This is a genomic window from Bacillus sp. FSL R5-0434 (assembly GCF_038004745.1).
Taxonomy (GTDB): Bacteria; Bacillota; Bacilli; order Bacillales; family Bacillaceae; genus Bacillus; species Bacillus halotolerans.
This window is the reverse complement of sequence record NZ_JBBORV010000001.1, coordinates 3871849-3897551: the sequence shown is the minus strand read 5'-3', so window position 1 is coordinate 3897551 and position 25703 is coordinate 3871849. Positions and strand designations below refer to the sequence as shown.

Sequence of the window (25703 nt, the reverse complement as noted above, 5' to 3'; positions counted from 1 at the left end):
GAAAAACAGGACTTCAAAAAAGCCCTGTTTTTGGTGTTAATACGGATCAGACGGATGGCTTTCCTGTTCGGCCTGCTCGACGGCTTGAGCCGTTTCTGTCGTGCCAACCGGTCCGTTGCTGTTATTTTCTGAAGCCTTTTTCAGCCCTTCCGCAACGCGTTTTCCGTAGTCCGGATCGGCTTTTGTGAAATTCTCAATCATTTGCTCCTGAATTTCTTTTCTGCAGGTTGAAAGCGTATTGACCAGATTTGTGATGAGCTCAGTGCGCTCAAACTCAGTAAATCTCCGGTACGTTTCACCGGCTTGTCCGAAATTGTTCGTTCTGTCGATCGCTTCCCGCTTCAGGTTACCTTCAACATGCGGGGTGTGGTCTTTACCATCTTGCTTCGCTTCCTTCAGCCCGCCCATAATTGACGGTTCATAGTTGACATGCGGATTTTGACCTTCGCCGATATCCACGCGGTACTGCATTTGACCCCCTTGCTGGTTGGTTGCGACGTGTTTTTTCGGTGAGTTGATTGGCAGCTGCAGGTAGTTTGCGCCAACTCTGTACCGCTGCGTATCGGAATAGGCAAACGTCCGTCCTTGAAGCAATTTGTCATCAGAAAAATCAAGTCCGTCGACAAGGACCCCTGTGCCGAATGAAGCCTGTTCTACTTCAGAATGGTAATTCTCAGGGTTTTTGTTTAACACTAATTTGCCGATCGGCTTCCACGGAAAGTCCTCTTTATACCACAGCTTAGTCGGATCAAGCGGATCAAAGTCGAGATCCGGATGCTCGTCATCACTCATGATTTGGGCATACACCTCCCACTCCGGATAATCGCCGTTTTCAATCGCTTCATACAAATCCTGTGTCGCGTGGTTGAAGTTTTTCCCCTGAATCTCTTCTGCTTCCTTCTGTGTCAGGTTGCGGATGCCTTGTTTCGGTTCAAAATGGTATTTCACAAGAACGGCCTTGCCTTCCTCATTCACCCATTTGTAGGCATGAACGCCTGAACCCTGCATCTGCCGGTAGTTGGCAGGAATGCCCCAAGGCGAAAACAAGAATGTGATCATATGTGTCGCTTCAGGAGATTGAGAAATGAAGTCGAAAATACGTTCACCATCTTGGATATTGGTCACCGGATCAGGCTGAAACGCGTGTACAAGATCCGGGAATTTCAGCGGATCGCGAATAAAAAAGATTTTCAGGTTGTTCCCGACCAAATCCCAGTTTCCGTCTTCAGTATAAAGCTTAACGGCAAAACCGCGCGGGTCCCGTAATGTTTCAGGTGAATGTTTTCCGTGATTCACGGTGGAAAAACGGACAAATGCCGGCGTTTTCTTGCCTTTTTCCTGGAAAAGCTTCGCTCGTGTGTACTTTGAAATCGGCTCGTCTCCAAAACTGCCATAGGCTTCGAAATATCCGTGTGCGCCTGCACCCCTGGCATGCACAACACGTTCGGGAATGCGTTCCCTGTCAAAGTGGCTGATTTTTTCGAGAAAATCATAATTTTCCAGTGTTGTTGGCCCTCTGTTCCCGACCGTCCTCACATTCTGGTTGTCGGTGACAGGATGCCCCTGTCTGTTCGTCAAGGTATCCTCTGACTCGTTTTTCCCGGATGTCTTATGAGAAAGCGCATCCTCACTGCCTTCGACATTTGTGCCGTGATACTCTTTTTGATGATCATCTTTCATTGGTTGAGCCTCCTTTTTGAACGGTAACAATATTCCCTTAATGGAAGAATTTTAAAACTGAAGTTTTTTTTTAGCTGCTTCGGGAATGGTACAATTACCAAAACGAAAAAAGGAGAGTACGACATTCGTGACCAGAAAAAGAAATCCGCTGCCCATCACGTTTTATCAAAAAACGGCCCTAGAACTGGCTCCTTCTCTTCTCGGCTGTCTTTTGGTAAAGGAAACGGATGAAGGGACAGCTTCAGGTTTTATTGTGGAAACAGAGGCCTATATGGGAGCCGGGGACAGAGCAGCCCACAGCTTTAACAACCGCCGGACGAAGCGGACTGAGATTATGTTTGGTGAAGCTGGCCGTGTGTATACGTATGTGATGCACACCCATACATTGCTGAACGTCGTTGCCGCAGAAGAGGACGTTCCGCAAGCGGTATTAATCAGGGCGATTGAGCCTCATGAAGGCCAGCTGTTAATGGAGGAAAGAAGGCCGGGCCGGCGTCCGAGAGAATGGACAAATGGTCCCGGAAAGTTAACGAAAGCGCTTGGCGTCACGATGAATGACTACGGACGCTGGATCACGGAACAGCCGCTTTACATTGAAAGCGGGTACACACCGGAAGACATGTCAACCGGCCCCCGCATCGGCATCGACAACAGCGGAGAGGCGCGCGATTATCCGTGGCGTTTCTGGGTGACGGGAAACAGGTACGTGTCGCGTTAGCATGTTTAAACAAAGGGGAATCAGGGGAATGGTTGAGAAAAAAGAAGGGAGAATCGGAGCTTTGAAAAAAATGATCAAAACCGTTATCAAATGGGCGCCGGTCATTTACCCGGTTGTTCGAAAAATCATGAAGGACCGCAAGGCGTCTAAACAAAAGAACATGTCCGCATCCCGAACAGCCGGCTGATCCCGGCTGTTTTTTTATGGGTCTGTTTTCCCTCTTGTCCTCCCGATGTTCATTGACTTGCATTTCTCCCCATTATAGAATTTATATACATTTCGCTTTCCCTTCACCACATCCTTTCTGCCTACTTATGTAATTCCTGCATCTATCTTGATAGGAGGTTTTTCTCATGCTGCATGGGCGACTTCGTGAAATTCTGCGCTTATTGATGGCGGCTGAAGTTCCGGTGACAAGCTCGGTATTTGCCGCACATTTACATGTGACGACGCGGACGGTCCGCAATGATATAAAGGAACTCCAAGATGTGATAAGCGGCCATGGCGCTTTGGTTCAATCGGTAAGAGGCTCGGGATACAAGCTGCGCATTCATGACGAGCAGACCTTTAGAACGCTGCTGCAAGACGTGTTTCAGCAGAAAAAGGGGCTGCCGGTATTTCCCGAGGAGAGGATTACATATCTCATGAAACGGCTGCTGCTGGCGGATCATTATCTCAAGCTGGATGAGCTGGCCGAAGAACTTTTTATCTCAAAATCTACACTCCAAACCGATTTAAAGGAAGTGAAGAAACGGCTGCTTCCTTACCGCATTGTCATGGAAACACGCCCGAATTACGGCTTCAAGCTGCGCGGAGACGAGGTGCAGATGAGGTACTGTATGGCGGAGTACATTGTTGATGAAAGAGAAACAGAAATTGATTTTCTGAATGAAAAGGCTGATATTTTGCCAAAGGAAGAAATTGAGATCATCCATTCTGTGATTATGAGAAAGATTAAAAACGACCGGATTCCTCTGTCTAACCTTGGATTGAATAACCTCATCATTCATATCGCCATCGCCTGTAAGCGGATCAGAACGGAACACTATGTTTCTCTTTTCCCGGAAGATATGGATCACATTCTGCATCAAAAAGAATACCAGGCTGCTGAAGCAATTGTGAAAGAACTGGAATCAGCCCTTAGCGTCACGTTTCCGGAAAATGAAACGGCTTATATCGCCATGCATCTTCTCGGCACGAAACGAATGACACAGCCGCAGTGCGGAGAAGGCGAATTTTCAATCGATGAAGAAACAGATCGGCTGACTGCCGCCATGATCGAAGCGGTCGACCGAGAATTAAAGCTCGGCATCCTGCATGATCAAGAGCTGAAAATTGGCTTGGCACTGCATGTAAAACCCGCGATCACCCGCAACCGGTATGGCATGAATCTGAGAAATCCGATGCTGGCAGCGATCAAAGAAAATTATCCTCTCGCCTTTGAGGCCGGAATCATCGCCGGAATCGTCATAAAAGAAAAAACGGGCATCGATATTCATGAAAATGAAGTCGGTTATTTAGCGCTGCACTTCGGCGCCGCAATTGAACGGAAGAAAACAGAAAGCCCGCCGAAGCGCTGCATCATCGTTTGTGCGTCAGGTGCGGGAAGCGCCCAGCTTCTGAGGGAAAAACTTCGCTCCCACTTCGGCAAACGGATCGATATTCTCGGCACGGCTGAATATTACAGTCTTGACCAGTTGTCTTATGAATCGATTGATTTTGTGGTCAGCACCATTCCGATCAAAAAAGAACTCCCTGTGCCTGTACTAAAGGTAAACACCATCTTAGGCGGAACCGATTTTACAAAAATAGAATCCATCCTGAATGATGAGAAAGAAAAAGCTGTCAGCTATCTCAAAAAGGATCTCGTTTTTTTCCAGAAGGATCTGCGTTCGAAAGAAGAGGTGATTCAATTTTTAGGTCAGAAAGCAGTGGACGGCGGCTATGCGAATAAGGAAATCATAGATTCTATATTTGATAGAGAAGAGATGTCGCCAACGTGCTTCGGCAACCTCGTGGCCATTCCGCACCCGCTCGTCCCGCAGACGCAAACGACATTTTGGGCCGTCTGTACGCTCAAAAAGCCGATAGACTGGGAGAATAAACGGGTTCAATTTGTTTGCCTGCTTTGTGTCGAAAAGGAAAACAAAGCGGATTTGCAAAGCATGTATAAACTGCTCGGCAGTATTTTGGATGATCCGGCAGCGGTAAGCCAGCTGTTAAAAAGCCGCACGTACCAAGAGCTCTCCGATGTGTTTGACAAAAAACGATAAACTGACAGCCTGGATATACCTTTTTTCCGTTTCCTGCGGAAAAACCTTGAGTGTTTATGAAAGCGATTTCATAATATGATGTTATCAACAGCAGGACATACAAATTCTATCAAACTCTTAGGGGGTCTTTTACATGAATATATTACTCGTTTGTGCAGCAGGCATGTCAACAAGCTTACTCGTCAGCAAGATGGAAAAAAGCGCGCAGGAACAAGGAAAAGACTATACCATTTGGGCAGTATCAGGTGATTCTGTACAAAATCATATCGATAAAGCGGATGTATTGCTCCTCGGCCCGCAAGTCCGTTACATGCTTCCTCAGCTGAAAAAACTAGGAGAATCAAAGGGTGTTCCGGTAGACGTCATTAACACAGTCCATTATGGGACGTGCAACGGAGCGGAAGTGCTGAAATCGGCTGAACAGCTTGGAAACGCGTCATAGAGAGGGGCGGGCTATGTGAATAAAGTCAATCAGTTGTTAGAAGAGAAGGTCATGCCTATAGCGGGAAGAATTGCGGGGCAGCGTCATTTGCAGGCGCTCCGTGACGGTATCATTTTAACAATGCCGCTTATTATCATCGGCTCCTTTTTCCTCATCATCGGCAACCTCCCGATTCCCGGATATGCCGATTTTATGGCAAAAACGTTCGGCAGCGCCTGGTCTGAGAAGCTCGCTTACCCGGTTGATGCCACCTTTGAAATTATGGGGCTTGTCGCCGCATTCGGCATCGCCTACAGGCTGGCGGAGAAATATGGGGTCGATGCCTTGTCAGCTGGTGCCATCTCCCTTGCGGCTTTCCTCTTAGCGACACCGTATCAAGTGCCGTTTACGCCGGATGGCACGACGAAAGAGATAATGGTCAGCGGCGGTATTCCGCTTTCGCTGATGGGAAGTAAAGGCCTGTTTGTCGCCATGATTATCGCGATGGTGTCAACAGAGATTTACCGTCTCATTATCCAGCGCAATATGGTTTTTAAAATGCCGGATGGTGTTCCGCCGGCGGTCAGCAAGTCATTTGTCGCTTTAATCCCCGGCTTTGCCGTCATCTTCCTGATTTGGGCAGCCCGACTGATTGTTGAAGCGACGCCATTTGAAAGCCTTCATAATATTGTAAGCGTTTTACTGGGGACGCCGCTCTCCATTCTTGGCGGAAGCCTCGGGGGCAGCCTTATCGCAGAAGCCGTCAAAATGCTTTTATGGGCCTGCGGTCTTCACGGCGCCAACATTGTCGGCGGCGTTATGGCACCGATTTGGTACGGCGCCATGGATGCCAACCGGATCGCGTTCCAAGCCGGTGAGGAGCTGCCTAAGATTTTCACCCAGCAATTTTTCGATATCTGGATCAATATCGGCGGAAGCGGTGCCACTCTTGCACTGGTTGTCACGATGTTCCTTCGCGCCCGAAGCAAACAAATGAAGCAGCTCGGAAAGCTTGCGATCGGCCCGGCGGTCTTCAATATTAACGAACCGATCATTTTCGGAATGCCGATCGTCATGAACCCGATGCTCTTGATTCCGTTTATCGTCACGCCGCTTATCACACTGACACTCACATACATCGGAATGAGCACCGGACTTGTCGCCAAACCTGCGGGTATCGCAGTCCCGTGGACCATGCCGCCGATCTTTTCAGGCTACTTGGCGACAGGAGGCAAAATATCAGGCGCGGTCATGCAAGCCATTAACATTGCCGTTTCCTTTGTTGTCTACTACCCGTTCTTCAGAATGTGGGATAAACAGAAGCTGAAAGAAGAAAACGAATTAGAGCTCGTTCAAACGCCTGCTGTTTCAGACGACAAAGAGGCGGCTTTGTAAAGAAAGGAGTGAGTCGCGTGAATGAGAAAATGGAGCAAATTATTTTTCAAATCATTCTTCACGGAGGAAACGGAAGGAGCTCCGCAATGGAAGCGATCGCCGCCGCGAAAAACGGCGACAGCGAAGAGGCGCGGAGTAAGCTTCAAGAAGCTGCGGATGAATTATCAAAAGCCCATCATTATCAGACAGAACTGATCCAAAGTGAAGCAGGCGGAGAAAAAACAGAAATGACACTGCTGATGGTCCACGCTCAGGATCATTTAATGAATGCCATGACAGTCAAGGATTTGGCGGCTGAATTCATTGAGCTATATGAAAAAATCACCGTGCAAGGGGGAGCAAGCATATGACAAAAGGATTGAAAATTGTAACGATTGGCGGAGGCTCAAGCTATACACCGGAGCTTGTGGAAGGTTTAATCAAACGGTACAAGGAGCTGCCTGTACGTGAATTATGGCTCGTTGATATTCCTGAAGGCGAGGAAAAATTGAACATTGTCGGCACGCTCGCCAAGCGGATGGTTGAAAAAGCCGGTGTCCCGATCGACATTCACCTCACTTTGGACAGGAGGGAAGCGCTGAAAGATGCAGACTTTGTGACGACTCAATTCCGGGTCGGACTGCTGCAGGCGAGAGCCAAGGATGAGCGCATTCCATTAAAATATGGCGTCATCGGCCAGGAAACAAACGGCCCGGGAGGACTCTTTAAAGGATTGCGCACCATTCCGGTCATCCTAGAGATTGCGAAGGACATCGAGGAGCTTTGTCCGAACGCATGGCTTGTCAATTTCACAAATCCGGCAGGTATGGTGACGGAGGCCTTGCTTCGCTACTCCAACCTGAAGAAAGTCGTCGGTCTCTGCAATGTCCCGATCGGCATCAAAATGGGCGTAGCGAAAGCGCTCGATGTAGATGTTGACCGGGTAGAGGTTCAATTTGCCGGATTGAATCATATGGTGTTCGGAATGGACGTCTTCTTAGACGGTGTCAGCGTGAAGGATAAAGTTATTGAAGCGATGGGTGATCCGAAAAACGCGATGACAATGAAAAACATCTCCGGCGCTGAGTGGGAGCCAGAATTCTTAAAAGCACTCGACATGATCCCTTGCGGCTACCACCGCTACTATTTCAAAACAAAAGAAATGTTCGAGCACGAGCTTGAAGCATCACAAACGGAAGGCACCCGTGCTGAAGTGGTGCAAAAGGTAGAGCAAGAGCTGTTCGAGCTTTATAAAGATCCAAATTTGGCGATCAAGCCGCCGCAGCTTGAAAAACGCGGAGGTGCTTACTACAGCGATGCAGCGTGCAACCTCATCAGCTCCATTTACAATGATAAACACGACATTCAGCCGGTGAACACGGTCAATAACGGTGCGATTGCAAGCATTCCAGATGATTCCGCTGTTGAAGTAAACTGCGTGATGACGAAAAACGGCCCTAAGCCAATCGCCGTAGGCGATCTGCCAGTATCTGTCCGCGGTCTCGTCCAGCAAATCAAATCATTTGAGCGTGTCGCGGCGGAAGCGGCTGTCACAGGCGACTACCAAACAGCGCTGCTTGCCATGACGATTAATCCTCTCGTACCATCCGACACAGTGGCCAAACAGATCTTAGACGAAATGCTGGAGGCGCACAAAGCACATCTGCCGCAGTTCTTTAACAAAATTGAAGCATAAAAAAACCGGCCCGTTTGGGGCCGGTTTTTTGTTTATTTGCTTTCAGTGAGCGTTGCGACTTCAGTCGTCCATCCAAATTCATCAGGAACTGTACCCTTTTGAATGCCTGTGATCGTGTCATACAGCTTTTTAGAGATTTCTCCCGTTTCACCGTTGTTGATCATCAGTGTTTCGTCATTCCAGATCAGTTCGCCGACTGGAGAAATAACAGCAGCCGTACCCGTTCCGAAGGCTTCTTCAAGAACGCCGTCTTTATGGGCTTGGATGACTTCATCAACGGCGATTCTTCGTTCTGATACCGGAAGCCCCCAATGCTTAAGCAAAGTAATGACGGAATTGCGCGTGATGCCCTCCAGAATGCTGCCGTTCAGCATCGGTGTCACAATTTCACCGTTGATTTTAAAGAAGATGTTCATGCTGCCGACTTCTTCGATGTATTTTTTCTCAATGCCGTCCAGCCAGAGAACCTGAGAAAATCCTTTCTCTTCTGCTACCTGCTGCGCTTTTAAGCTTGAAGCGTAGTTTCCTGCGGTTTTCGCATCTCCCGTTCCGCCTTTTACCGCACGGACAAATTCACTTTCCACAGCAATTTTGACAGGCTTAATGCCTTCTTTGTAATATGAGCCGACCGGAGAAAGGATGATAAAGAGCTTATACGTATGAGATGCCGCGACACCAAGGAAAGGTTCGGTTGCGATAATGAATGGACGGATGTAAAGGGACGTGCCCTCCGCATTCGGAATCCAGTCTTTATCAATAGCGATCAGCTGTTTTAAACCCTCAAGAACCTGTTCTTCATCAATTTGCGGAATACAGATGCGGTCATTTGATTTATTCAGGCGCTCCATATTTTTTTCCGGTCTGAAAAGCAGAACATGGTCATCCTCTGTGACGTAAGCCTTTAAGCCTTCAAACACCGTTTGGCCATAGTGATATACCATTGCGGCCGGGTCCATTGAAACGGCTTGATAAGGAATGATTCTCGGATCGTACCAGCCTTTATCAGATGCGTAGTCCATTACAAACATGTGGTCTGTAAACACTCTTCCGAAAGAAAGCTGATTTGGATCTGGTTTCGGTTTTTTGGCTGATGTTAATTCAACTCGAATCGTTTGTTTAGTCATGGTCAATCTCCCTGTTGTTAAATTGTTTATATTATCAAACTTATTTGAAAATATTTTATATTCTATTGTATACCTTCACCAAATAATCGCAATAGGTTTGCTCAAATTTGTAAAAAATTTATAAGAAAAAGCAGGAGAAATTAATTCTCCTGCGCATTCATTTGTTCAAATACTCTGTCGTAATCGGCACGGACCGCATTCCGCAGACCTTCGACACGTTCATTTGTAATCTCTTGTTTGCCTTCTTTTAAGCCGTCTAAGAAATATTGAACATATTCTTCAGGTGTAATGCCGCGGTACGTCAGACCTTGCTTATCGCGTGATTTTTGATTTAATCCCGTGTCAACCATAGGCGGCGCCATCTCGATCACTTCAACGCTTGTATCACGAAGCTGGTATCTGAGCGTGAGTGAGAAGGAGTGGAGCGCCGCTTTTGTTGCACAGTACACCGGATAAACAGCTAACGGGTTAAACGCGAGCCCGGACGTTACCTGAACAATTGCCGCTTCCGGCTGATTCATCAAGTGAGGCGTAAAAAGAGCTGATAAATGGACAGGCGCTTGGATATTCAGCTCTATTTCATCCCCGTCCACAAAGAGTTCCTCAGTCCCTTTTTTAAAGTCAATTTCCTTTTGAATGCCCGCATTGTTAACGAGAACGTTCAGCTTTGGAAATTCCTTCTGGGCCCATTCAAACAATGCCTCACGCTCCGCGCGGTCTGCGACATCGCATTGTTTTGTATAGAGGGCTGGGAGCTGTTTTTTTGCTTCTGCAAGACGTGTTTCGCTGCGTCCGCAAATGATCACTTCATTCCCGAGCTCAAGCAGCCGTTTGGCCAGTTCAAGCCCGATGCCTGCTGAACCGCCTGTGATCAAAACCGTATTGCCTGTCATCTTCATTGATGTAACACCTCTTATCAAGCTGGCTGTGATTCCTTTACTATTTCAAATCTTAGCAGGAAATATGCAGCCGCGTCCTAATAGATGCTCACGATGAAGTAACCTTTCCGGTTTTATAGAATTCATCAATTGCCTTATCCACATACACCCAGCCTTTCCAGCCGATGTGGATGGTATCTTTCATAAAATAAGGGTCATATTCATGACCAGAAAAATCAGCGACTTGGAAGCCCTTCGCTTTAATCTGTTTATTGACCTTTTCATAATAGTCAGTGCGCCCTTTTTTCGGGAAGCCTGTGTAGTCATACCATTTTCCGTTAACAGGGATGGTGACAAACATAGGCTCTGCGCCCGCGTCTTTCAGGATATGAAGCATCAGTTCAAAATCGCCGTATTCCGGTGACTTTGCATACGATCTGCCTTTGTTTTTTCCTTTCAGCTTAGGCACTTTCGGCTTCAGCTTTTTATAAACAGGATTGTCGATGTGAAAATCGTTAGACCCGGAGTGGCGTTTGCCTGATTCATCGGCCAGTTTATTTAATTCAGACCATGACTTACCCTTCACGGATTGTGAGATATACCGCTTTGGTCCCGTGGTTTCCGTCGTTGAATAATAAAGGTCTTTCTTTTCTAGCATCTTGTAATATACTTTTGCCGCCGGCTTCAGCGCGTTCACTTTCCATGTCTGGCCATTCACCATCGCCTTATAAAGCTCGGAAAGTACAGCATCGTTTTGAACAGCTTTGAAGCGCAGCATACGCTTCATCATTTTCTTTTTCACGTCAGGGTCGATCTGCTCGTTAAAAGCCAAATCCAGCCCTTGAAGCGCGGAATAGTTCGGCGCAAAATGCTGTTCATCAGACCCGCGCTTAATAAACCACTGCGGAGAAACGATGAAAACAATTTTTTTGCCCTTCAGCTGATCCATATGGGCAGCGAAGTTTAAGGAGTGTATCAATGACTGGGATCCGCCTTTGCCGACAAGGTAAGGCGTAAATCCCTCATTGTTTACTTTAAAATAATTAGATGGGTGGAACTCATCCAGCCGGGAAAGCTCAGAAGACCCGTAAATCGGTAGATATTTCGGATCATTGAGCATCTGATTTTGTAAATAAAGCCCCTGAAACATACTCGGGTTCAAGGTTGTTGCTGACTCTTCAACCCGTTTATCGGTGATGAAGCCTGTCAGCCATGAAGATGGAACTGCGATGGCGCCTGCGAATAGAATAAACGCCAAAATAATTGGACCGAAAAAACGCTTTTTCATTATTTCAACTCAGACAGCTGGTTTACAATGTGATTAGGCGTATTCCATACATCCCGGTCGAATTCAGTGATAGGCACCAGAATATCAAAACGGTTTTCAATCGCAAGCAGCAATTCTACTGTTCCAAAAGAATCAAGCAAACCTTCTTCAAAAATTTCAATATCAGGGTTTTCCTTTACGATGTCATCCTGGCAAACCTCTGCTAAAACGTCTAATACCTCTTGTTTAAAATCCATAGTTTTCTAATCTCCTTTAATGATGGTGATGAAATAGTTTTCCTGAGAAAATATAAAACCCAAAGCACACAAAATGGAACGTGATCACAATAGCGAGAATCGTTGTCCAGCGGTTGGACGGGAGCCATTTATATTTCTTATTCCACTTCTCGAAAAAGTTGTAACACGTCATCAGGACGGCGTGATAGAGGCCGTAGATGATATATTGCGGCGCAAGGCCGTGCCAAACCCCCATCAGCATAAACAGCAGGAAATACCCGATGTTTGAGACGGCCATACGGTTTTTGATCCACTTTTTCTTTGTCATCCAAAATACAAATCTCATAAATACATAGTCTCTGAACCAAAATGACAGAGACATATGCCAGCGGTTCCAGAAATCTTTAATATTTTTGCTGATAAACGGTTTATTAAAGTTTTCCGGCGATTTAATCCCCATAATATAGCTGACCCCGACGGCAAACATCGTGTAGCCGGCAAAATCAAAGAATAAATACATGCTGTAGCCGTACATGTAAAGCAGATTCCCGAGGATCTTATTGTGCGTGATCGCGGGAAGGTTCATGATGAAATATGTGTTGATCGCATAGCCGATAATAAACTTGTAAAGGAATCCAATGAAAATCTTGTGAATCCCCGTATACAGCAGATCGGCATATTCCTCTTTTGTCCATGCCTTCTGCTCATCCTTGACGAATCTGCGGTACCTGTCAATCGGACCGGAAGAAATCGTCGGGAAAAACAGGATGAAATACAGCAGGCGGTGAAGCGGCAGCTGTTCCTTCAGCAGCCCGTCTCTCGCTTCCATAATCAGCTGAACGCCCTTAAAGGTTAAATACGAAATCCCTAAAAAGCTGATCAGGTTATGCGCCGGATGATGCGGCTGCGGATGAGAAAGAAACGGCCATATTTTTGACAAGAATAAAGGCAGAATAGACGCGATAACAGCCGAGCAAAAGACAAAGCCGCTGTTCGCTTTCTGCCGGTACGCCAGGTAGCCGCTGATCAGGAGCACCTGCCATATGGTAAACAGACACAGGGCGATGACGCCGTGTAAGTCATGCGAGAAAATCAGAGCCAATATAAGAATGGATATAAACATGTTGTATGCCTGGAATCTTTTCCCGTTCAAGCCGAGAATGATGGTCGGCAGAAGAAGAATGCCAAGCAATATAAAGAATAAAAACGAGCTGTAAGGCGTCATACAAGAACCTCTTCGCGGATGCGTTTCCGGTCAATTTTGCCGTTAGCCGTCATTTGAATGTGATCCTGATAAATGAACTTTCTCGGAATCATATAAGCAGGCAGGAAAGCGGCAAGCTCTTTTTTAATCGCACTCGTCAGCTGGAACTCCTTCTGGAATTCGTGCTCCTCAGGCACAATTGCAGCTATCAGATATTCGACAGTTCCGTTTGGCTGATACGGAATCACAACAGCTGAGCGCACGTACTGAGACTGTCTCACATGAAACTCAATTTCCTCCAGCTCCATCCGGTACCCGTGAAGTTTAATCTGGAAATCCAAGCGGCCTTGGCAGAAAATCTGACCATCTTGTGTATAACCAGCATCACCAGTTCGGTATGCCCATTGGCCTTCATAAGAGAAGAATGCTTTATCTGTCAGCTCAGGCTCACCGAGATAGCCGCGGCTTACACTCGGGCCTGCAATGACGATTTCGCCTTTTTCTCCATCCGGGAGCTGATTCCCCTGTTCATCCATAATCAAAATGTTCATATCCGGTTTGGCGAAGCCGACTGGCAGAGATTCGTGCCGGCTGATGATGTCACTTGTAATTTCAACGGACGTAACAGCGACTGTCGCCTCAGTCGGACCGTACGTATTAAAGATTCTCGCTTTCGGGAAACGCTCAAGCAGCGCTTCGGCTACAGAAACCGGGAGAACCTCTCCGCAAAACATAAATGTGTCCGCCTCAGGAAGCAGATCTTGTGAAAATCCAGGGTCCATCAGGCACATTTGCACAAAGGATGGCGTTGATGTCCATATATTCAGCCCGGACTTTTTGAGCTCTTCGAATAAGATCTTCGGCTTATTCACGGCGTCCTTTGTCACGCAGTGTAAAGTACCGCCTGACTGAAGGCACGGATAAAGATCCATGACGGATAAATCAAATGAAAACGGCGCTTGGTTTAAAAACGTTTTTCCTCCGTTGATCGGGAAGTCTGCGCAAATCCAGTCTGTGAAGCTTTGAAGGTTCGCGGCAGAAATCTGCACGCCTTTCGGATTGCCCGTGCTTCCGGAAGTGTAAATGATATAAAACGTTTCGTGTCCTGTCACCCATTGATCACGGCTGACAGTGCCTTCGTTTTCCAGCAGTTCTTCCGCTGATACTGTCTGAATCAGCCCGCTGTCAATATCAACAGGAAGACCAGATACGTGAATCAGCAATTCGGCGCCCGAGCTTTCAATGATTTTCGCAATCCGCTCGGACGGAATGGACAAGTCAACCGGGATATAAGGATGTCCCGCCTTGACGCTTCCTAAAAAGGAGACAATCATGTGCGGTTCCATATGTCCGTACACCAGAACAGGAGAACCCTTTTCTCCAGAAACGCGTTTTTTGATCGCGGCAGCCGCACGGTCAGACAGCGCCCAAAGTTCCTGATATGTGAGCGACTGGCCTTGAGAGCGGAAGGCTTCGGTTTGCGGATAAGTTTCCGCATGTGTTTGAATAGCATCTAAAAGTTTCATTGTTATTCTCTCTCCAATTAGAAATCGTTATAAATATAAGAACCGGTATTCGCGGTGTGAAAACCATACATAAAAAACAAAACAAGCAGTATCAACAAATAAAAGCCTGTATGACATGTCCACTTGACAGCGGGTTTTTCATACAGCTGTTTCATCAATTGCAGCATAATCAAATTCCCTTCCCGTTTTTTCGACAATTACATGAGTATATGACGAGCGGATGCGCAAAAAGTTTCATATTTTCCCTAATATCCCTCAAATTTATATATCGGCTTCTGCCTTCAGAAGTGAATTTTTATCTTTGAAAGAGTATGAATGAAGTTTCTCTGACTGATTCATTATAAAGGAAAGAATAAATGTTATGAAGAGAACTTTTTAACTTTTAAAAAGCGTAAATGATTTAAAAAAATTTTTCCGCTCCTGTTTGTAAAGGCACAGGCAGAACCCTAATGAAATCAGGGCAGAAAGCGTATAATAAGAAGGAAAACGCCCGCTTAAGGTATCTTGTGAAATGGTGGAGAAGTCATTATGATAGATAAGGAAGCAAAACGCAAGTTTCATCAAGTGGCCGGCTGAAAAAAAGTAAGCCTTTTAATAGAAAGGAAGAGGAAGATGAACCAAACAAATAAGGGTGAGGGTCAGACAGCGCCGGAAAAAGAAAGTATGGGGCAGATCCTGTGGCAATTAACGCGTCCGCATACATTAACAGCGTCGTTTGTTCCTGTGCTTCTCGGAACAGTTTTGGCGATGTTTTATGTGAAGGTTGATTTGCTGCTGTTTCTGGCTATGCTGTTTTCTTGCTTATGGATCCAGATCGCGACGAACTTATTCAATGAATACTACGATTTTAAACGCGGGTTAGATACAGCTGAATCTGTCGGAATCGGCGGCGCAATTGTCAGACATGGTATGAAGCCCAAAACAATTCTGCAATTAGCTCTCGCTTCATACGGCATTGCCATTTTGCTCGGTGTGTATATTTGCATGAGCAGCAGCTGGTGGCTGGCTGTCATCGGCCTCGTGGGAATGGCGATCGGTTACCTGTATACAGGCGGGCCTCTGCCGATTGCATATACACCGTTCGGTGAGTTATTCTCAGGCATTTGCATGGGTTCGGTGTTTGTGCTGATTTCATTTTTTATTCAGACAGACATGATCAATAAGCAGAGCATTTTCATTTCGATTCCGATTGCGATTCTTGTCGGCGCGATCAACCTGTCGAACAATATTCGTGATATCGAAGAGGATAAAAAAGGCGGACGCAAAACATTGGCAATCCTGATGGGGCATAAAGGAGCTGTCACTCTGCTGGCTGCATCTTTTGCTGTCGCGTATATTTGGGTTGTCGGCTTGGTCATTACAGGAGCTGCAAGCCCATGGCTGTTTGTCGTCTTTTTGAGCGTGCCTAAGCCGGTTCAGGCGGTGAAAGGCTTCGTCAAAAAAGAATTGCCAATGAATATGATTGTGGCGATGAAATCTACAGCGCAAACCAATACATTTTTCGGATTCCTGCTGTCAATTGGATTATTGATCAGTTATTTCCGGTAAGAAAGAAGACCGCTTTTTCATGCGGTCTTTTTTTGTTACATTCGACAGGATTTTGTAAAAAAATTCATAGAACCTAGCAGCAGGCAGGCACGTCTAGTACATGGACAGCGGATAAAGATCCGTTAAAGGAGATGACGAAAATGGATTTATCTGTAACACATATGGACGATTTAAAAACCGTCATGGAAGACTGGAAAAACGAACTGTTGGTTTATAAATTTGCGCTAGATGCACTTGATACAAAGTTTTCGATTATCAGCCAGGAATATAATTTAATTCACGGCCACAATCCGATTGAGCATACAAAATCACGTGTGAAAAGCTTTGAAAGCATCGTAAATAAACTCATGAGAAAGGGCTGCGAGATTACGACACAGGAAATGAAGGAACATATCCACGATATTGCCGGTGTGCGTATCATTTGTTCCTTTATTTCTGATATTTATAATGTCGTGAACGTCCTGAAGCAGCATGAGGATTTGCGGATCGTAAAGGTAAAGGATTATATTCAGAATCCGAAACCGAACGGCTACCGAAGCCTGCATTTGATTATTGAAATGCCTGTGAACTTAACGAACAGAGTGGAATACGTCAAAGCAGAAATTCAAATCCGCACCATCGCCATGGATTTCTGGGCGAGCTTGGAGCATAAAATCTACTATAAACTGAACAACGACGTCCCTAAACATTTAACCGATGAACTGAAGGAAGCGGCGGAGATCGCCCACTATTTAGATGAAAAAATGCTGGGGATTAAGAAAGAAGTTGATTAATAAACGTTATATTTTACAAAAGCGAAGCCTGATTAGGTATCGCTTTTTTGCTTTGCTAGTACTTTCTATACCAGTATAAACTCACTTCTGTTTCTATGATTGCACCTGCTTTATCATGCATGAAGAAAGGAGGCAAACATGAAACATTCCATTTCATTATCAAGAGGTTTGATCTTTCTGATTACGGTGACTAGCGGGTTTACTGTCGCTAATGTCTATATCAATCAAACATTGCTTGTCAGCATGGCAGGCACGTTTCATGTGACAGCGGCACAAGCTGGGATGATTGCTACATTGGCGCAAATCGGCTATGCGGCGGGAAATCTGCTGCTAGTTCCATTGGGAGATCTATTTGAACGCCGCCGCTTCATTGTGAGCCTGCTGTTCTTAGTGGGGGTTTGCTCAGCCGCTTCAGCGTTAGCTGTAAGCTTTTCATGGCTGGTCATCACAAATTTATTGCTGGGGTTCTTCACGATTATTCCTCAAATCCTTGTGCCATTTGCAGCAGGTTTAGCAAATGACAAGAACAGGGGAAAAGTACTCGGGAACGTAGCCATCGGATTGGTTTGCGGAATATTAGGTGCAAGAGTGGTCAGCGGGGCGATAGATGCGCAATATGGCTGGCGTGTGATGTATTGGATTGCCTGTGCAGCAGCCGTCATCATTATGATTATCATTCGCTTCTGCTTTCCGAAAAGCAAAGGGACACATGCCGTTGATTATGGAAAACTCATTTCTTCATTATTTCCGCTTTTGATCAAGGAGAAAGCATTAAGAAAAGCGTGTGTAAACCAAGGCTTCATGTTCGGCGCCTTCAGTTTATTTTGGACGACGTTAGTGTTTATGGTGAGTGAACCGCCATTCTCGTTTGGCAGCCAGACTGCTGGAACAATCGGTTTGGTGGGGATTGGAGGAGCTTTTGCGACTCCTCTGATCGGCTGGATTATTGATCAAAAAGGAGCGGCTTTTGCCAACAAGCTTTGTATGTCTTTTACCTTATTGTCATTTGTATTGTTAATGGCGGGCCGGACCTCAATGATTGTGATTGTGCTGGTCGCTTTATTCATCACTATGGGCATTCAGGCGAATCAGGTGGCATGTCAGGCGGAGATTTTCCAATTGTCCGCTGATATGAGAAGCAGATTGAATGGCATCTTTATGGTCAGTACGTTTTTAGGCGGCGCCTTGGGGTCGTATGCAGGCGGTGCAGTCTGGATGCTGTTTCATTGGAACGGCATTTGTATTTTGGGGATGATCATGATTGGTATTGCCTTCAGTTCAAGGATTACCATAAATCGAGCTGCGAAACAAAGCGGTATCGGAAGGGAGATAGAAGCTGGTGGAAACAAGTGAACATTATAAAAAAGGGCTAGATATTCTGAAGCAAATAGATGAGGAGAACTACGAAGAGATCGTAGACAGTTTTAAACAATCCATCGTTCCGGACCTTGGTGTGCTCGCCGTGGAGTTTAATTACGGACAGATTTTTTCAAGACCGGGCCTTGATCTGAAATCCAGATTATTAGCAACGGTTGCCGGATTGACTGCATTGGGCAATACGCAGCAGTTAAAATTCTATATTAACGGAGCCCTGAATGTTGGATGGACACAAGAAGAACTCACAGAAGTGATGATGCAGATGATTATTTACTCAGGATTTCCGAATGCGCTGAATACCATTTTGCCTGTGGCTGCGGAAGTATTTGCAGAACGAAACAAATAATATAAAAATTTTCTCCTTTTTTATGTAGAATACAAATAGGAAATTCTATGCAGGAGGAGAGTGTGTATGTGGACGGTATGGCAGAAAAACGGAAAGAACTTGGTGAGTTTTTAAAATTAAAAAGGGCGCTGCTTTCTCCGCAAGAATTCGGATTGCCTTTAGGCACCAGAAGGAAAACGACAGGCTTAAGAAGAGAGGAAATGGCCCAGCTGTCCGGTATCGGTGTCACATGGTACACATGGCTGGAGCAGGGAAGGGATATTCGGGTATCGACACAGGTACTGGAAAGCATATCAAGAGTGCTCAAATTGAATTACGAGGAGAAACGCCATGTTTTTCTGTTGGCAGGACAACATGTTCTTTTAGATGATCAGGATGAGGAAAACAAGAGCCTTCCTCTGGCTGTGCGGCACTTTATTGATCATTTAACCAATTGCCCTGTTTATGTGACTGACGAAAAGTGGGACGTTATTGCTTGGAACACGGCAGCGTGTGCTGTGTTCGGCGATTTTGGCCAAATGGGCAGAAAGGAAAGGAACGCCGTATGGCGATGTTTCACGTCAAAAGAGTACCGGGATCTGCTGGACGACTGGGAAAGCCACGCCAAAAAACTCATCGCGCAATTTCGATCGACAGCCAGCCGGTTTCTCGGGGAAGCATGGATAAAAGAGCTGATCGATGAATTAACCGAAGTAAGCCCGGAATTTAAAAAATGGTGGAACCACCACGAAGTGTTAGGCACTCACGCAGGAGAAAAAGTGCTTCTTCACCCGGCAGCGGGCACAATGGTAATGGAGCATATGACATTGCAAATTTATGATTCACCGGATTTGAAACTGACCATTTATCGGCCGTTAGAGAAAGAAAATACGGCAGATAAATTGAAAGCTTTACTTGTAGACAGCTAAATAGCTTATTACCTTAAAAAGACGGCAGAAAGCGCCGTCTTTTTTTATTTCATATCTTCATAAATGTCAGAGGCTTTTGCCTTTATTTGTTTCTTATTGGCTTTCGGTTTTTTCTCTTTTTTCACAGCTTCATAGACAGAGGCTGTCACAAGGTCGCCAGCCTGCTGAAGGCGTTCTTTGCTGATATGTTCGATAGAGTCTTCAGGGGTATGGTACCATGGCTCTACTTCTTCTGTTTCCGGATCTCCCCAAATAAAGTTAGCGGAATCTATGCCGGCTTCATGGAACGGCACGTGATCGGATGAGCCTCCCTGTGTCAGAGACAGGCTGTTGAATCCAATTTTTTCAGCGGCCGTATGGCTGGATTCCCAAACATCGTTAGATTGTCCGTCCAATGTGTTGACATACAGCTCAGACGCATTCTCCCAGCTTGTACCCACCATGTCTAAGTTGAAGTTCACTTCGCTTCGTTTCAACTCTTTTTCTGATAGATGATCTACATAGTGAGAGGAGCCGAGCAGGCCGAGCTCTTCAGCGCCAAAGGCGATAAAGCGGATTTCCTTGTCAGAAGGGATGCTTTTCAAGACGCGTGCCATTTCCAGCATAACAGAAGTGCCTGATCCGTTGTCATTTGCGCCGGGCGAGAAAGGAACACTGTCATAATGGGCTGTAACGTACACAATATCAGGATTTGTGATGTTCTTTGGTTTTTTGATACCGATGATGTTCTGGGAGGTTTGGTTTGAGAATGCTTTTAGTTGTAAGGTTGCTTCTTTTTGCTGGATAAGAGTTTCACCGTCTTCTTTCTTAATTCCGACGACAGGAATGCTGACTGTATTTCCTGATAGATTTGGGGTGACAGGAACAAGGCTTTCCTTATTATTGTAAATGATCACAGCCGTTGCGCCGGCCGCCTCGGCATTCCTGGCTTTCTCATAATATGTCAGGTCTCCTCTTGAAATCAAAGCGATTTTCCCCTTGGCGTCAGCGGAGAAATCATCAGGATATCCTAAACCGGCGTGATACAGCGGAGCGTTGAGGCCCTTTTCTTCAGTTGGTGTAGAGCCGGATGCCGCCCGAATGAGGATCTCACGGCCTTCTGAGGATAGCGTTCCTTCAAGTCGGTCAGGAATGCCAAACGTTTGAACCTTCACATCGAGTTTTAATTTTTTCAAGGATGAAGCGATCCATAAGGCACTCTTTTTTTCGGCAGATGTCCCGGCTATTCTGGGGCCGATTGTTTCACTAAGCTGAGAAATGGTTGAGTATGCACGCTTTGCTTTGAATGGGAGCTCGCGCTGGCTATCTGATATTTGAACAGCATGCGCAGCAGGGGTGACACTCTGTACCGGCAAGAGAACCGTGCCGGCCGTTAAAACGGCCATCGTCATTACAGTCAAAAGCTTTTTCATAAATATGAACCTCCCCTAATGTTTGGATGGGGAATATTTCGGGATGCTAAAGGATTTTCCTGCAAACTGAAGCGCATTTTTGAAAAGACAGTTCTTTATACCTGCAAAAAAAAATGCTTATGAAAGCCGATTTCATAAGCGTCAGGACATCAAATTATCGGAGTTTTAAAAACTTGCGTTTGCCGACCTGGATGATCATATTCTCCTCTATCTCTGCATCGGCGTGAATGTCTGTTATTTTCTCTCCGTTAATCCGGACACCGCCGTTTTGAATCATGCGGCGCGCCTCGCTTTTCGAAGAGAGAAGGTCAAGAGTGACGAGCAGATCGATCATCGCGATCGTTTTCTCGCCTTTCCAGTTCACAGCCGGAATATCCTCAGGCAGGCTGTTTTCCTGAAAGACTGTTTTGAAAGATTGTTCGGCTGCTTCAGCGGCTTCTAATCCGTGGTACATTCGGACAATCGTTTTGGCTAAAAGCATTTTGGCATCCCTTGGGTGAACGGCGCCGGTTTCTAAGTCCTTCACGAGCCGTTTTTTCTCTTCAAGCTCCAAGTCCGTTGCCAAATGAATGTATTTTTTCATCAGGCTGTCGGGCAGTGACATTGTTTTCCCGTACATGTCGTTCGGATGTTCGTCAATGCCGATGTAGTTGTGTTTCGATTTCGACATTTTCTCAACACCGTCCAAGCCTTCCAAAAGCGGCATCAGGATGACGACTTGTTTTTCTTTGTTGTATCGTTCTTGAAAATGCCGTCCCATCAGCACATTGAAATGCTGGTCTGTTCCGCCTAATTCAATATCGCTTTCCAGAACGACGGAATCGTATCCCTGCATCAACGGGTAAAAGAATTCATGCAGGGAGATCGGCTTTTGCATGGCGATGCGTTCTTCAAAGTCATCGCGTTCCATCAGGCGGGCTACTGTTATTTTGCCTGCCAAGTCAATAACGTCCTCCAGATGCAATGTTTTCAGCCATTTCGAGTTGTAGTGCAGCTCGACTTTTTCTGGATCAAGCACTTTCCCGAATTGCTGGAAGTATGTTTTGGCGTTGTGCTGGACTTCTTCATCAGTCAGCTGTTTTCTGGCCGCGGACTTGCCTGTCGGATCACCGATTTTTCCTGTGAAATCGCCAATCAAGAGCTGCACAATGTGGCCGTTTTCTTGAAATTGGCGAAGCTTGTCTAAAACGACCGTATGTCCCAGATGAACATCCGGTGCAGAAGGATCTAATCCGAGCTTAATTTTAAGCGGTGTGCCTGCCGCAATCGATTTGACAAGCTTGGCCTTTAATTCCTCCGGCGGTATGACTTCTTGGGCGCCTGTCATATATAGATCAAGCTGTCTTTCGACTTCTTTTTGCTGTGCTGCTGTGAGCTGATCAAATGTTTTCATTGTTCTTCCTCCTTTTTTAGAAACACAAAAAGAGCCGCATCCCGATAAGGGACGTGGCTCAATGCACGCGGTACCACCCTGGTTGAAGACATTGTCTTCCGCTCATTCGAGTAACGGTTTCCCGTCCTTTGCTACTAACGTTCACAAAGAAAGCTCGGGGAGGTAATTCGCGTTTGCCTGTGTGCCGGCTCGCACCTTCCGCCGGCTCTCTGAAACAGGGAGACAAACCGCTACTGGATTCCCGTCAAAGCTTATGATGTATGAAGATTGTCCGCTACTTTTCTAAGCAGTCCTGTCAGGGTTTTTTGCTCCTCTTTTGTCATGCCCGTAATCAATTCCGTTTCCCCTTTGTGAAACTCGGGGTAGAGGTCTTCGATCGCTTGTTTGCCGGATTCAGTGATTGTGACAAAAACAAGTCGCCGATCTCTGGTATCGATGCTTTTGGAGCAAAAGCCCTTTTTTTCGAGCGTTTTGATCACATTGCTTGCTGTTGCAGTTGAAATGCCTGACAGCTCAGCGATTTTTCTCGTTTCGAGTTTGCCCCATACCCATAGATCGTAAAGAATGGAGAAAGCGGTCCAAGATAATTTGTAAGAAGAAAGAACCTCAGTCTCCATTTTGACACGGAGCCTTTGCGCAGACCGATACAGATTCGTCGCGATCGAAATGGCTTCCAGGTTGAGTGACTCAACGGGCATTTGTTTAAGCTTGCTGAGTGTGTCATGCTCTTCTTTGCGAAGCTGCTGCTGTGTATTAAAACGTTCCATTAATCAGGCCTGCCTTAAATTATCAGAATCATTAGCTATGAAATGAATTGTAGCAGAGACGTTGATGAACTTCAAGCCTATATTTTTCAGTTGAATAAAAAAAGCCAAAAGAACACCACAATAAAGAAAAATCCGCTAACGAGGGGTGCAGTTGTGCAAAAATATGTTCAAGGTGTGTATAGACACGATCCGTTTCATCTGTTTTCGACAGAGCATGCAGTGACATTAGGCTTGATCGGCGTGCTTGCCATCCTATTGTTTCTGTTCCGCCGGTCAGTGAAGCAGCCTGCATTCAGTCAATTTCTGCGCTATTTGTTTGTGTTTCTTTTGCTTGCTTCACAAATTGGTTACCAAATATGGATGATCGCCGCGGGCAGGTGGTCGGTGCGGACTTCTCTGCCCCTTCAGCTGAGTGACTTGTCTGTGTATTTATCAGCTATTATGCTGGTGACAAAGAGCAGAAAGCTGTTTGTGTTTTTGTATTTTGTCGGCATCGGAAGCTCCCTTCAGGCGCTTCTGACCCCAGACCTTGGTATGTTCTCATTTCCGCATGTGCGGTATATTCTCTTTTTTATTTCGCACGGATCCGTGTTTCTGTCCTGTCTGCTTATGGCGGTGATTGGCACGTACAGACTCAGACAGCGCTCTTTATGGGTGACTGTATTGATTGTCAATCTGTACGGAGGGATCATTTATCTGGTTGACCGCTGGCTGAAAGCGAATTATATGTATTTAACGAAAAAGCCGGGCGGATCTTCGCTATTGGATGTTCTCGGGCCTTGGCCATGGTATATCGCCTCAGCTGAAGCCATTACGATCGCGAGCTTTTTCATCCTTTATTGGCTTTATCGGATGTTCAAAAAATAACACCTTTTTTTGTTGTATAGCACATTCTATTTAAAAAAATATTGGAGATTAGTGTTTAATTTTCTGAAAAAGGGAATGTAACTTGTACAACACAAAGGGAGATGAATACCATTGAAGAAAGATGAAATTATGCATATCGTATCATGCGCAGATGATAATTATGCTCGTCATTTAGGTGGGATGTTCGTTTCTTTATTGACAAACATGGACCAGAACAGAAAAGTAAAGCTATATGTGATTGATGGGGGAATTGAGCCTGATAACAAAAAAAGGCTGGAAGAAACCACATTGAAGTTCGGCGTGCCGATTGAGTTTTTAGAAGTGGATGCCAACCAGTATGAACATGCTGTGGAAAGCAGCCACATTACAAAAGCGGCGTATTACCGCATTTCGATTCCTGACTTAATTAAGGATGAGAGCATTAAGCGGATGATTTATGTCGATTGTGATGCACTTGTCCTTGAGGATATTTCGAAACTATGGGACTTGGACATCGCTCCATACACCGTTGCTGCTGTGGAAGATGCGGGGCAGCATGAACGTTTGAAAGAAATGAATATCACTGACACGGGAAAATATTTTAACTCAGGTATTATGGTTATTGATATGGAACCTTGGAGAAAGCAAAACATCACAGAAAAAGTTCTCAACTTTATCAATGAAAACGGTTCTGAAGATTTTCTTGTGTTACATGACCAAGATGCGCTGAACGCGATCTTATATGATAAGTGGTATGAGCTTCATCCGCGCTGGAACGCTCAAACATATATCATGTTAAAACTGAAAACACCTCCGACACTGTTAGGACGGAAGCAATATAATGAAACGAGAGAAAACCCGGCAATCGTCCACTTCTGCGGCGGAGAAAAGCCTTGGAACTCCAATACAAAACATCCGTATCGCGATGAGTATTTCCATTACATGTCCTATACGAAGTGGAATACGATCGGAAACCCGGCTATCAATCAATAATCTATATATGAAAAAACGCTTTTGAGATGATCAAAAGCGTTTTTTTGTTTGTCAGCGGGCCACTGACCGATGATAGAAGCGCTGAATATGCATGGCGATATAGCACAGTTCTTTTTCAGGAAACTCAAAGCCGTATTCTTTTTTCACAAATGTGCCGATACTTTTGGCGCATAGGAAAGCATCCTTGAATCTTTCTTTAATGATGGCGATCATTTCTGAATCCAGCTCGTAAATGGTTTCGCCTGCTTTGATATGCTGAATGGCAAAGCGCAAATGGGTCACGAGCCTTTCGTAAGAAATGGTATCCTCCACAATGTTGATCGACAGCTGGGTTTCAATAATGCCGATAATATCACGGATCATCGTTGTAATATCAAGTGTCTGTGTCATGTCGCCGGCGTTGTTTCTCGCTGTGTGAATGTGCATGGCGATATTGCCGATTTCATCTTCAGGAATCTCAATGCCCAGTTTCTCTTTAATCAGCGCTCTAGCCCACATGCCGATTTGGAATTCCTTCGGATAAAGAACTTTGATCTCATTCAGCAGCGGATTTTTGATGACCATTCCGTTGCTCAGGCGTTCGATCGCAAATGAGAGGTGGTCTGAAAACGCAACGTGAATCCGTTCGTTGATTTTGATGTTCAGTTCTTGTTCAGCATGGGAAATAATTTGCTCGGAGATTTGAATATGGTCTTCCGGCAATGTTTCTAAAATCTCTTCGAATTGTTTATAGTCAGGTGTATCTTTTCTGACGAATGTTTTTTCGATTTTAGACGGATCGACAATATCATTTTTTCTTTTGTCGAACGCGATTCCTGCACCCAAGAGAATCTTCTCTTCGTTTTGATCCTTTACGACGATTGCATTATGATTTAATATTCTTTTAATTTTCATAGCTTTTTGTCCTTTCATCCCCCGTTTTATGAATGAAATCGAATAAATC

26 protein-coding genes and 1 other annotated feature are annotated in these 25703 nt (G+C 45.5%); of the genes, 14 read left to right on the top strand and 12 right to left on the bottom strand.

Going from position 1 to position 25703, the window contains the following annotated elements; all coding sequences use genetic code 11:
- Positions 1-36 precede the first annotated feature (36 nt).
- Positions 37-1680, bottom strand: coding sequence for a catalase KatX (katX, locus tag NYE43_RS20280; RefSeq protein WP_341062547.1), 1644 nt, complete (start codon positions 1678-1680; stop codon positions 37-39).
- 127 nt (positions 1681-1807) lie between these two features.
- Here katX and NYE43_RS20275 point away from each other — a divergent pair, with 127 nt between their 5' ends.
- From NYE43_RS20275 to licH, 7 genes are all read left to right on the top strand, one after another.
- Positions 1808-2398 (top strand): DNA-3-methyladenine glycosylase, encoded by a 591-nt coding sequence (locus tag NYE43_RS20275; RefSeq protein WP_101859756.1) that lies wholly within the window; start codon positions 1808-1810, stop codon positions 2396-2398.
- 28 nt (positions 2399-2426) lie between these two features.
- Positions 2427-2585: a hypothetical protein gene (locus NYE43_RS20270; protein ID WP_044159993.1), complete on the top strand. Its 159-nt coding sequence runs from the start codon at positions 2427-2429 to the stop codon at positions 2583-2585.
- A gap of 166 nt (positions 2586-2751) precedes the next feature.
- Positions 2752-4671, top strand: a complete 1920-nt coding sequence (gene licR, locus NYE43_RS20265) for a transcriptional regulator LicR (RefSeq protein WP_024123337.1) — start codon at positions 2752-2754, stop codon at positions 4669-4671.
- A 133-nt stretch (positions 4672-4804) separates the two neighbouring features.
- Positions 4805-5113, top strand: a complete 309-nt coding sequence (gene licB, locus NYE43_RS20260) for a PTS lichenan transporter subunit IIB (protein ID WP_024123336.1) — start codon at positions 4805-4807, stop codon at positions 5111-5113.
- 15 nt (positions 5114-5128) lie between these two features.
- On the top strand, positions 5129-6487 hold the full coding sequence (gene licC, locus NYE43_RS20255) for a PTS lichenan transporter subunit IIC (RefSeq protein ID WP_340925792.1): 1359 nt from the start codon (positions 5129-5131) through the stop codon (positions 6485-6487).
- A gap of 17 nt (positions 6488-6504) precedes the next feature.
- Positions 6505-6837: a PTS lichenan transporter subunit IIA gene (gene licA / locus NYE43_RS20250; protein ID WP_024123334.1), complete on the top strand. Its 333-nt coding sequence runs from the start codon at positions 6505-6507 to the stop codon at positions 6835-6837.
- Entirely contained in the window at positions 6834-8162 is a 1329-nt protein-coding gene (gene licH / locus NYE43_RS20245) for a 6-phospho-beta-glucosidase LicH (protein WP_044159985.1), read from the top strand. Before licA ends, licH begins: the two co-directional genes overlap by 4 nt.
- 32 nt (positions 8163-8194) lie before the next feature.
- On the opposite strand, the gene NYE43_RS20240 is transcribed toward licH, so the two are convergent.
- The 7 genes from NYE43_RS20240 to NYE43_RS20210 form a co-directional block, all read right to left on the bottom strand.
- Positions 8195-9286 carry a branched-chain amino acid aminotransferase gene (locus NYE43_RS20240; RefSeq protein WP_024123332.1) on the bottom strand — a complete coding sequence of 364 codons (1092 nt, stop codon included), beginning with the start codon at positions 9284-9286 and terminating at the stop codon, positions 8195-8197.
- Between the two features lie 140 nt (positions 9287-9426).
- A complete protein-coding gene (locus tag NYE43_RS20235) occupies positions 9427-10185 on the bottom strand; it encodes an SDR family oxidoreductase (RefSeq protein ID WP_024123331.1) in 759 nt (252 codons plus the stop codon).
- An 88-nt stretch (positions 10186-10273) separates the two neighbouring features.
- Positions 10274-11452: a D-alanyl-lipoteichoic acid biosynthesis protein DltD gene (gene dltD / locus NYE43_RS20230; RefSeq protein WP_341062542.1), complete on the bottom strand. Its 1179-nt coding sequence runs from the start codon at positions 11450-11452 to the stop codon at positions 10274-10276.
- Entirely contained in the window at positions 11452-11688 is a 237-nt protein-coding gene (gene dltC, locus NYE43_RS20225) for a D-alanine--poly(phosphoribitol) ligase subunit DltC (RefSeq protein ID WP_024123329.1), read from the bottom strand. Before dltC ends, dltD begins: the two co-directional genes overlap by 1 nt.
- A gap of 16 nt (positions 11689-11704) precedes the next feature.
- Positions 11705-12892 (bottom strand): D-alanyl-lipoteichoic acid biosynthesis protein DltB, encoded by a 1188-nt coding sequence (dltB, locus tag NYE43_RS20220; protein ID WP_095712714.1) that lies wholly within the window; start codon positions 12890-12892, stop codon positions 11705-11707.
- Positions 12889-14397, bottom strand: coding sequence for a D-alanine--poly(phosphoribitol) ligase subunit DltA (gene dltA, locus NYE43_RS20215; RefSeq protein ID WP_095712715.1), 1509 nt, complete (start codon positions 14395-14397; stop codon positions 12889-12891). Before dltA ends, dltB begins: the two co-directional genes overlap by 4 nt.
- Positions 14398-14414: 17 nt before the next feature.
- A complete protein-coding gene (locus tag NYE43_RS20210; protein ID WP_010332387.1) occupies positions 14415-14564 on the bottom strand; it encodes a teichoic acid D-Ala incorporation-associated protein DltX in 150 nt (49 codons plus the stop codon).
- A 445-nt stretch (positions 14565-15009) separates the two neighbouring features.
- Here NYE43_RS20210 and NYE43_RS20205 point away from each other — a divergent pair, with 445 nt between their 5' ends.
- The 5 genes from NYE43_RS20205 (at position 15010) to NYE43_RS20185 (ending at position 19349) form a co-directional block, all read left to right on the top strand.
- On the top strand, positions 15010-15945 hold the full coding sequence (locus NYE43_RS20205) for a 1,4-dihydroxy-2-naphthoate polyprenyltransferase (protein ID WP_059292251.1): 936 nt from the start codon (positions 15010-15012) through the stop codon (positions 15943-15945).
- 140 nt (positions 15946-16085) lie between these two features.
- A complete protein-coding gene (gene ywaC / locus NYE43_RS20200) occupies positions 16086-16718 on the top strand; it encodes a GTP pyrophosphokinase YwaC (RefSeq protein ID WP_024123325.1) in 633 nt (210 codons plus the stop codon).
- 138 nt (positions 16719-16856) lie between these two features.
- Positions 16857-18071 carry an MFS transporter gene (locus NYE43_RS20195; protein WP_213418124.1) on the top strand — a complete coding sequence of 405 codons (1215 nt, stop codon included), beginning with the start codon at positions 16857-16859 and terminating at the stop codon, positions 18069-18071.
- The gene (locus tag NYE43_RS20190) at positions 18058-18441 is read left to right on the top strand and encodes a carboxymuconolactone decarboxylase family protein (RefSeq protein ID WP_038954313.1); all 384 of its coding nucleotides are present in this window, start codon (positions 18058-18060) and stop codon (positions 18439-18441) included. Before NYE43_RS20195 ends, NYE43_RS20190 begins: the two co-directional genes overlap by 14 nt.
- A 68-nt stretch (positions 18442-18509) precedes the next feature.
- Positions 18510-19349, top strand: coding sequence for a helix-turn-helix transcriptional regulator (locus tag NYE43_RS20185; protein ID WP_024123322.1), 840 nt, complete (start codon positions 18510-18512; stop codon positions 19347-19349).
- 44 nt (positions 19350-19393) lie between these two features.
- Here the strand turns inward: NYE43_RS20185 and NYE43_RS20180 are convergent, their stop codons facing one another.
- From NYE43_RS20180 to NYE43_RS20170, 3 genes are all read right to left on the bottom strand, one after another.
- Positions 19394-20761, bottom strand: a complete 1368-nt coding sequence (locus NYE43_RS20180; protein ID WP_024123321.1) for a M28 family metallopeptidase — start codon at positions 20759-20761, stop codon at positions 19394-19396.
- Between the two features lie 154 nt (positions 20762-20915).
- Positions 20916-22154, bottom strand: a complete 1239-nt coding sequence (gene tyrS, locus NYE43_RS20175) for a tyrosine--tRNA ligase (protein ID WP_341062535.1) — start codon at positions 22152-22154, stop codon at positions 20916-20918.
- Positions 22155-22198: 44 nt separating this feature from the next.
- Positions 22199-22411, bottom strand: a binding site (T-box leader).
- Complete coding sequence (locus NYE43_RS20170; protein WP_341062533.1) at positions 22406-22921, bottom strand: MarR family transcriptional regulator; 516 nt, start codon at positions 22919-22921, stop codon at positions 22406-22408. It overlaps the preceding feature by 6 nt.
- Positions 22922-23074: 153 nt before the next feature.
- Between NYE43_RS20170 and NYE43_RS20165 the strand changes: the two genes are divergently transcribed.
- Positions 23075-23788, top strand: a complete 714-nt coding sequence (locus NYE43_RS20165) for a YwaF family protein (protein ID WP_341062531.1) — start codon at positions 23075-23077, stop codon at positions 23786-23788.
- A 111-nt stretch (positions 23789-23899) separates the two neighbouring features.
- Positions 23900-24760 carry a glycosyltransferase family 8 protein gene (locus NYE43_RS20160; protein WP_044159962.1) on the top strand — a complete coding sequence of 287 codons (861 nt, stop codon included), beginning with the start codon at positions 23900-23902 and terminating at the stop codon, positions 24758-24760.
- Positions 24761-24811: 51 nt separating this feature from the next.
- On the opposite strand, the gene sacY is transcribed toward NYE43_RS20160, so the two are convergent.
- Entirely contained in the window at positions 24812-25654 is an 843-nt protein-coding gene (sacY, locus tag NYE43_RS20155) for a transcription antiterminator SacY (protein ID WP_044160381.1), read from the bottom strand.
- Positions 25655-25703: the final 49 nt, after the last annotated feature.

Bases quoted from the DNA above. Each gene is read 5' to 3' on its own strand.
- dltC (WP_024123329.1), bottom strand. From the start codon at position 11,688: ATGGATTTTAAACAAGAGGTATTAGACGTTTTAGCAGAGGTTTGCCAG.
- tyrS (WP_341062535.1), bottom strand. From the start codon at position 22,154: ATGAAAACATTTGATCAGCTCACAGCAGCACAGCAAAAAGAAGTCGAA.
- licH (WP_044159985.1), top strand. From the start codon at position 6,834: ATGACAAAAGGATTGAAAATTGTAACGATTGGCGGAGGCTCAAGCTAT.
- NYE43_RS20195 (WP_213418124.1), top strand. From the start codon at position 16,857: ATGAAACATTCCATTTCATTATCAAGAGGTTTGATCTTTCTGATTACG.
- ywaC (WP_024123325.1), top strand. From the start codon at position 16,086: ATGGATTTATCTGTAACACATATGGACGATTTAAAAACCGTCATGGAA.
- dltA (WP_095712715.1), bottom strand. From the start codon at position 14,397: ATGAAACTTTTAGATGCTATTCAAACACATGCGGAAACTTATCCGCAA.
- licB (WP_024123336.1), top strand. From the start codon at position 4,805: ATGAATATATTACTCGTTTGTGCAGCAGGCATGTCAACAAGCTTACTC.
- sacY (WP_044160381.1), bottom strand. From the start codon at position 25,654: ATGAAAATTAAAAGAATATTAAATCATAATGCAATCGTCGTAAAGGAT.
- dltD (WP_341062542.1), bottom strand. From the start codon at position 11,452: ATGAAAAAGCGTTTTTTCGGTCCAATTATTTTGGCGTTTATTCTATTC.
- NYE43_RS20180 (WP_024123321.1), bottom strand. From the start codon at position 20,761: ATGAAAAAGCTTTTGACTGTAATGACGATGGCCGTTTTAACGGCCGGC.
- NYE43_RS20235 (WP_024123331.1), bottom strand. From the start codon at position 10,185: ATGAAGATGACAGGCAATACGGTTTTGATCACAGGCGGTTCAGCAGGC.
- dltB (WP_095712714.1), bottom strand. From the start codon at position 12,892: ATGACGCCTTACAGCTCGTTTTTATTCTTTATATTGCTTGGCATTCTT.
- NYE43_RS20170 (WP_341062533.1), bottom strand. From the start codon at position 22,921: ATGGAACGTTTTAATACACAGCAGCAGCTTCGCAAAGAAGAGCATGAC.
- NYE43_RS20205 (WP_059292251.1), top strand. From the start codon at position 15,010: ATGAACCAAACAAATAAGGGTGAGGGTCAGACAGCGCCGGAAAAAGAA.
- NYE43_RS20210 (WP_010332387.1), bottom strand. From the start codon at position 14,564: ATGCTGCAATTGATGAAACAGCTGTATGAAAAACCCGCTGTCAAGTGG.
- licR (WP_024123337.1), top strand. From the start codon at position 2,752: ATGCTGCATGGGCGACTTCGTGAAATTCTGCGCTTATTGATGGCGGCT.
- NYE43_RS20240 (WP_024123332.1), bottom strand. From the start codon at position 9,286: ATGACTAAACAAACGATTCGAGTTGAATTAACATCAGCCAAAAAACCG.
- katX (WP_341062547.1), bottom strand. From the start codon at position 1,680: ATGAAAGATGATCATCAAAAAGAGTATCACGGCACAAATGTCGAAGGC.
- NYE43_RS20270 (WP_044159993.1), top strand. From the start codon at position 2,427: ATGGTTGAGAAAAAAGAAGGGAGAATCGGAGCTTTGAAAAAAATGATC.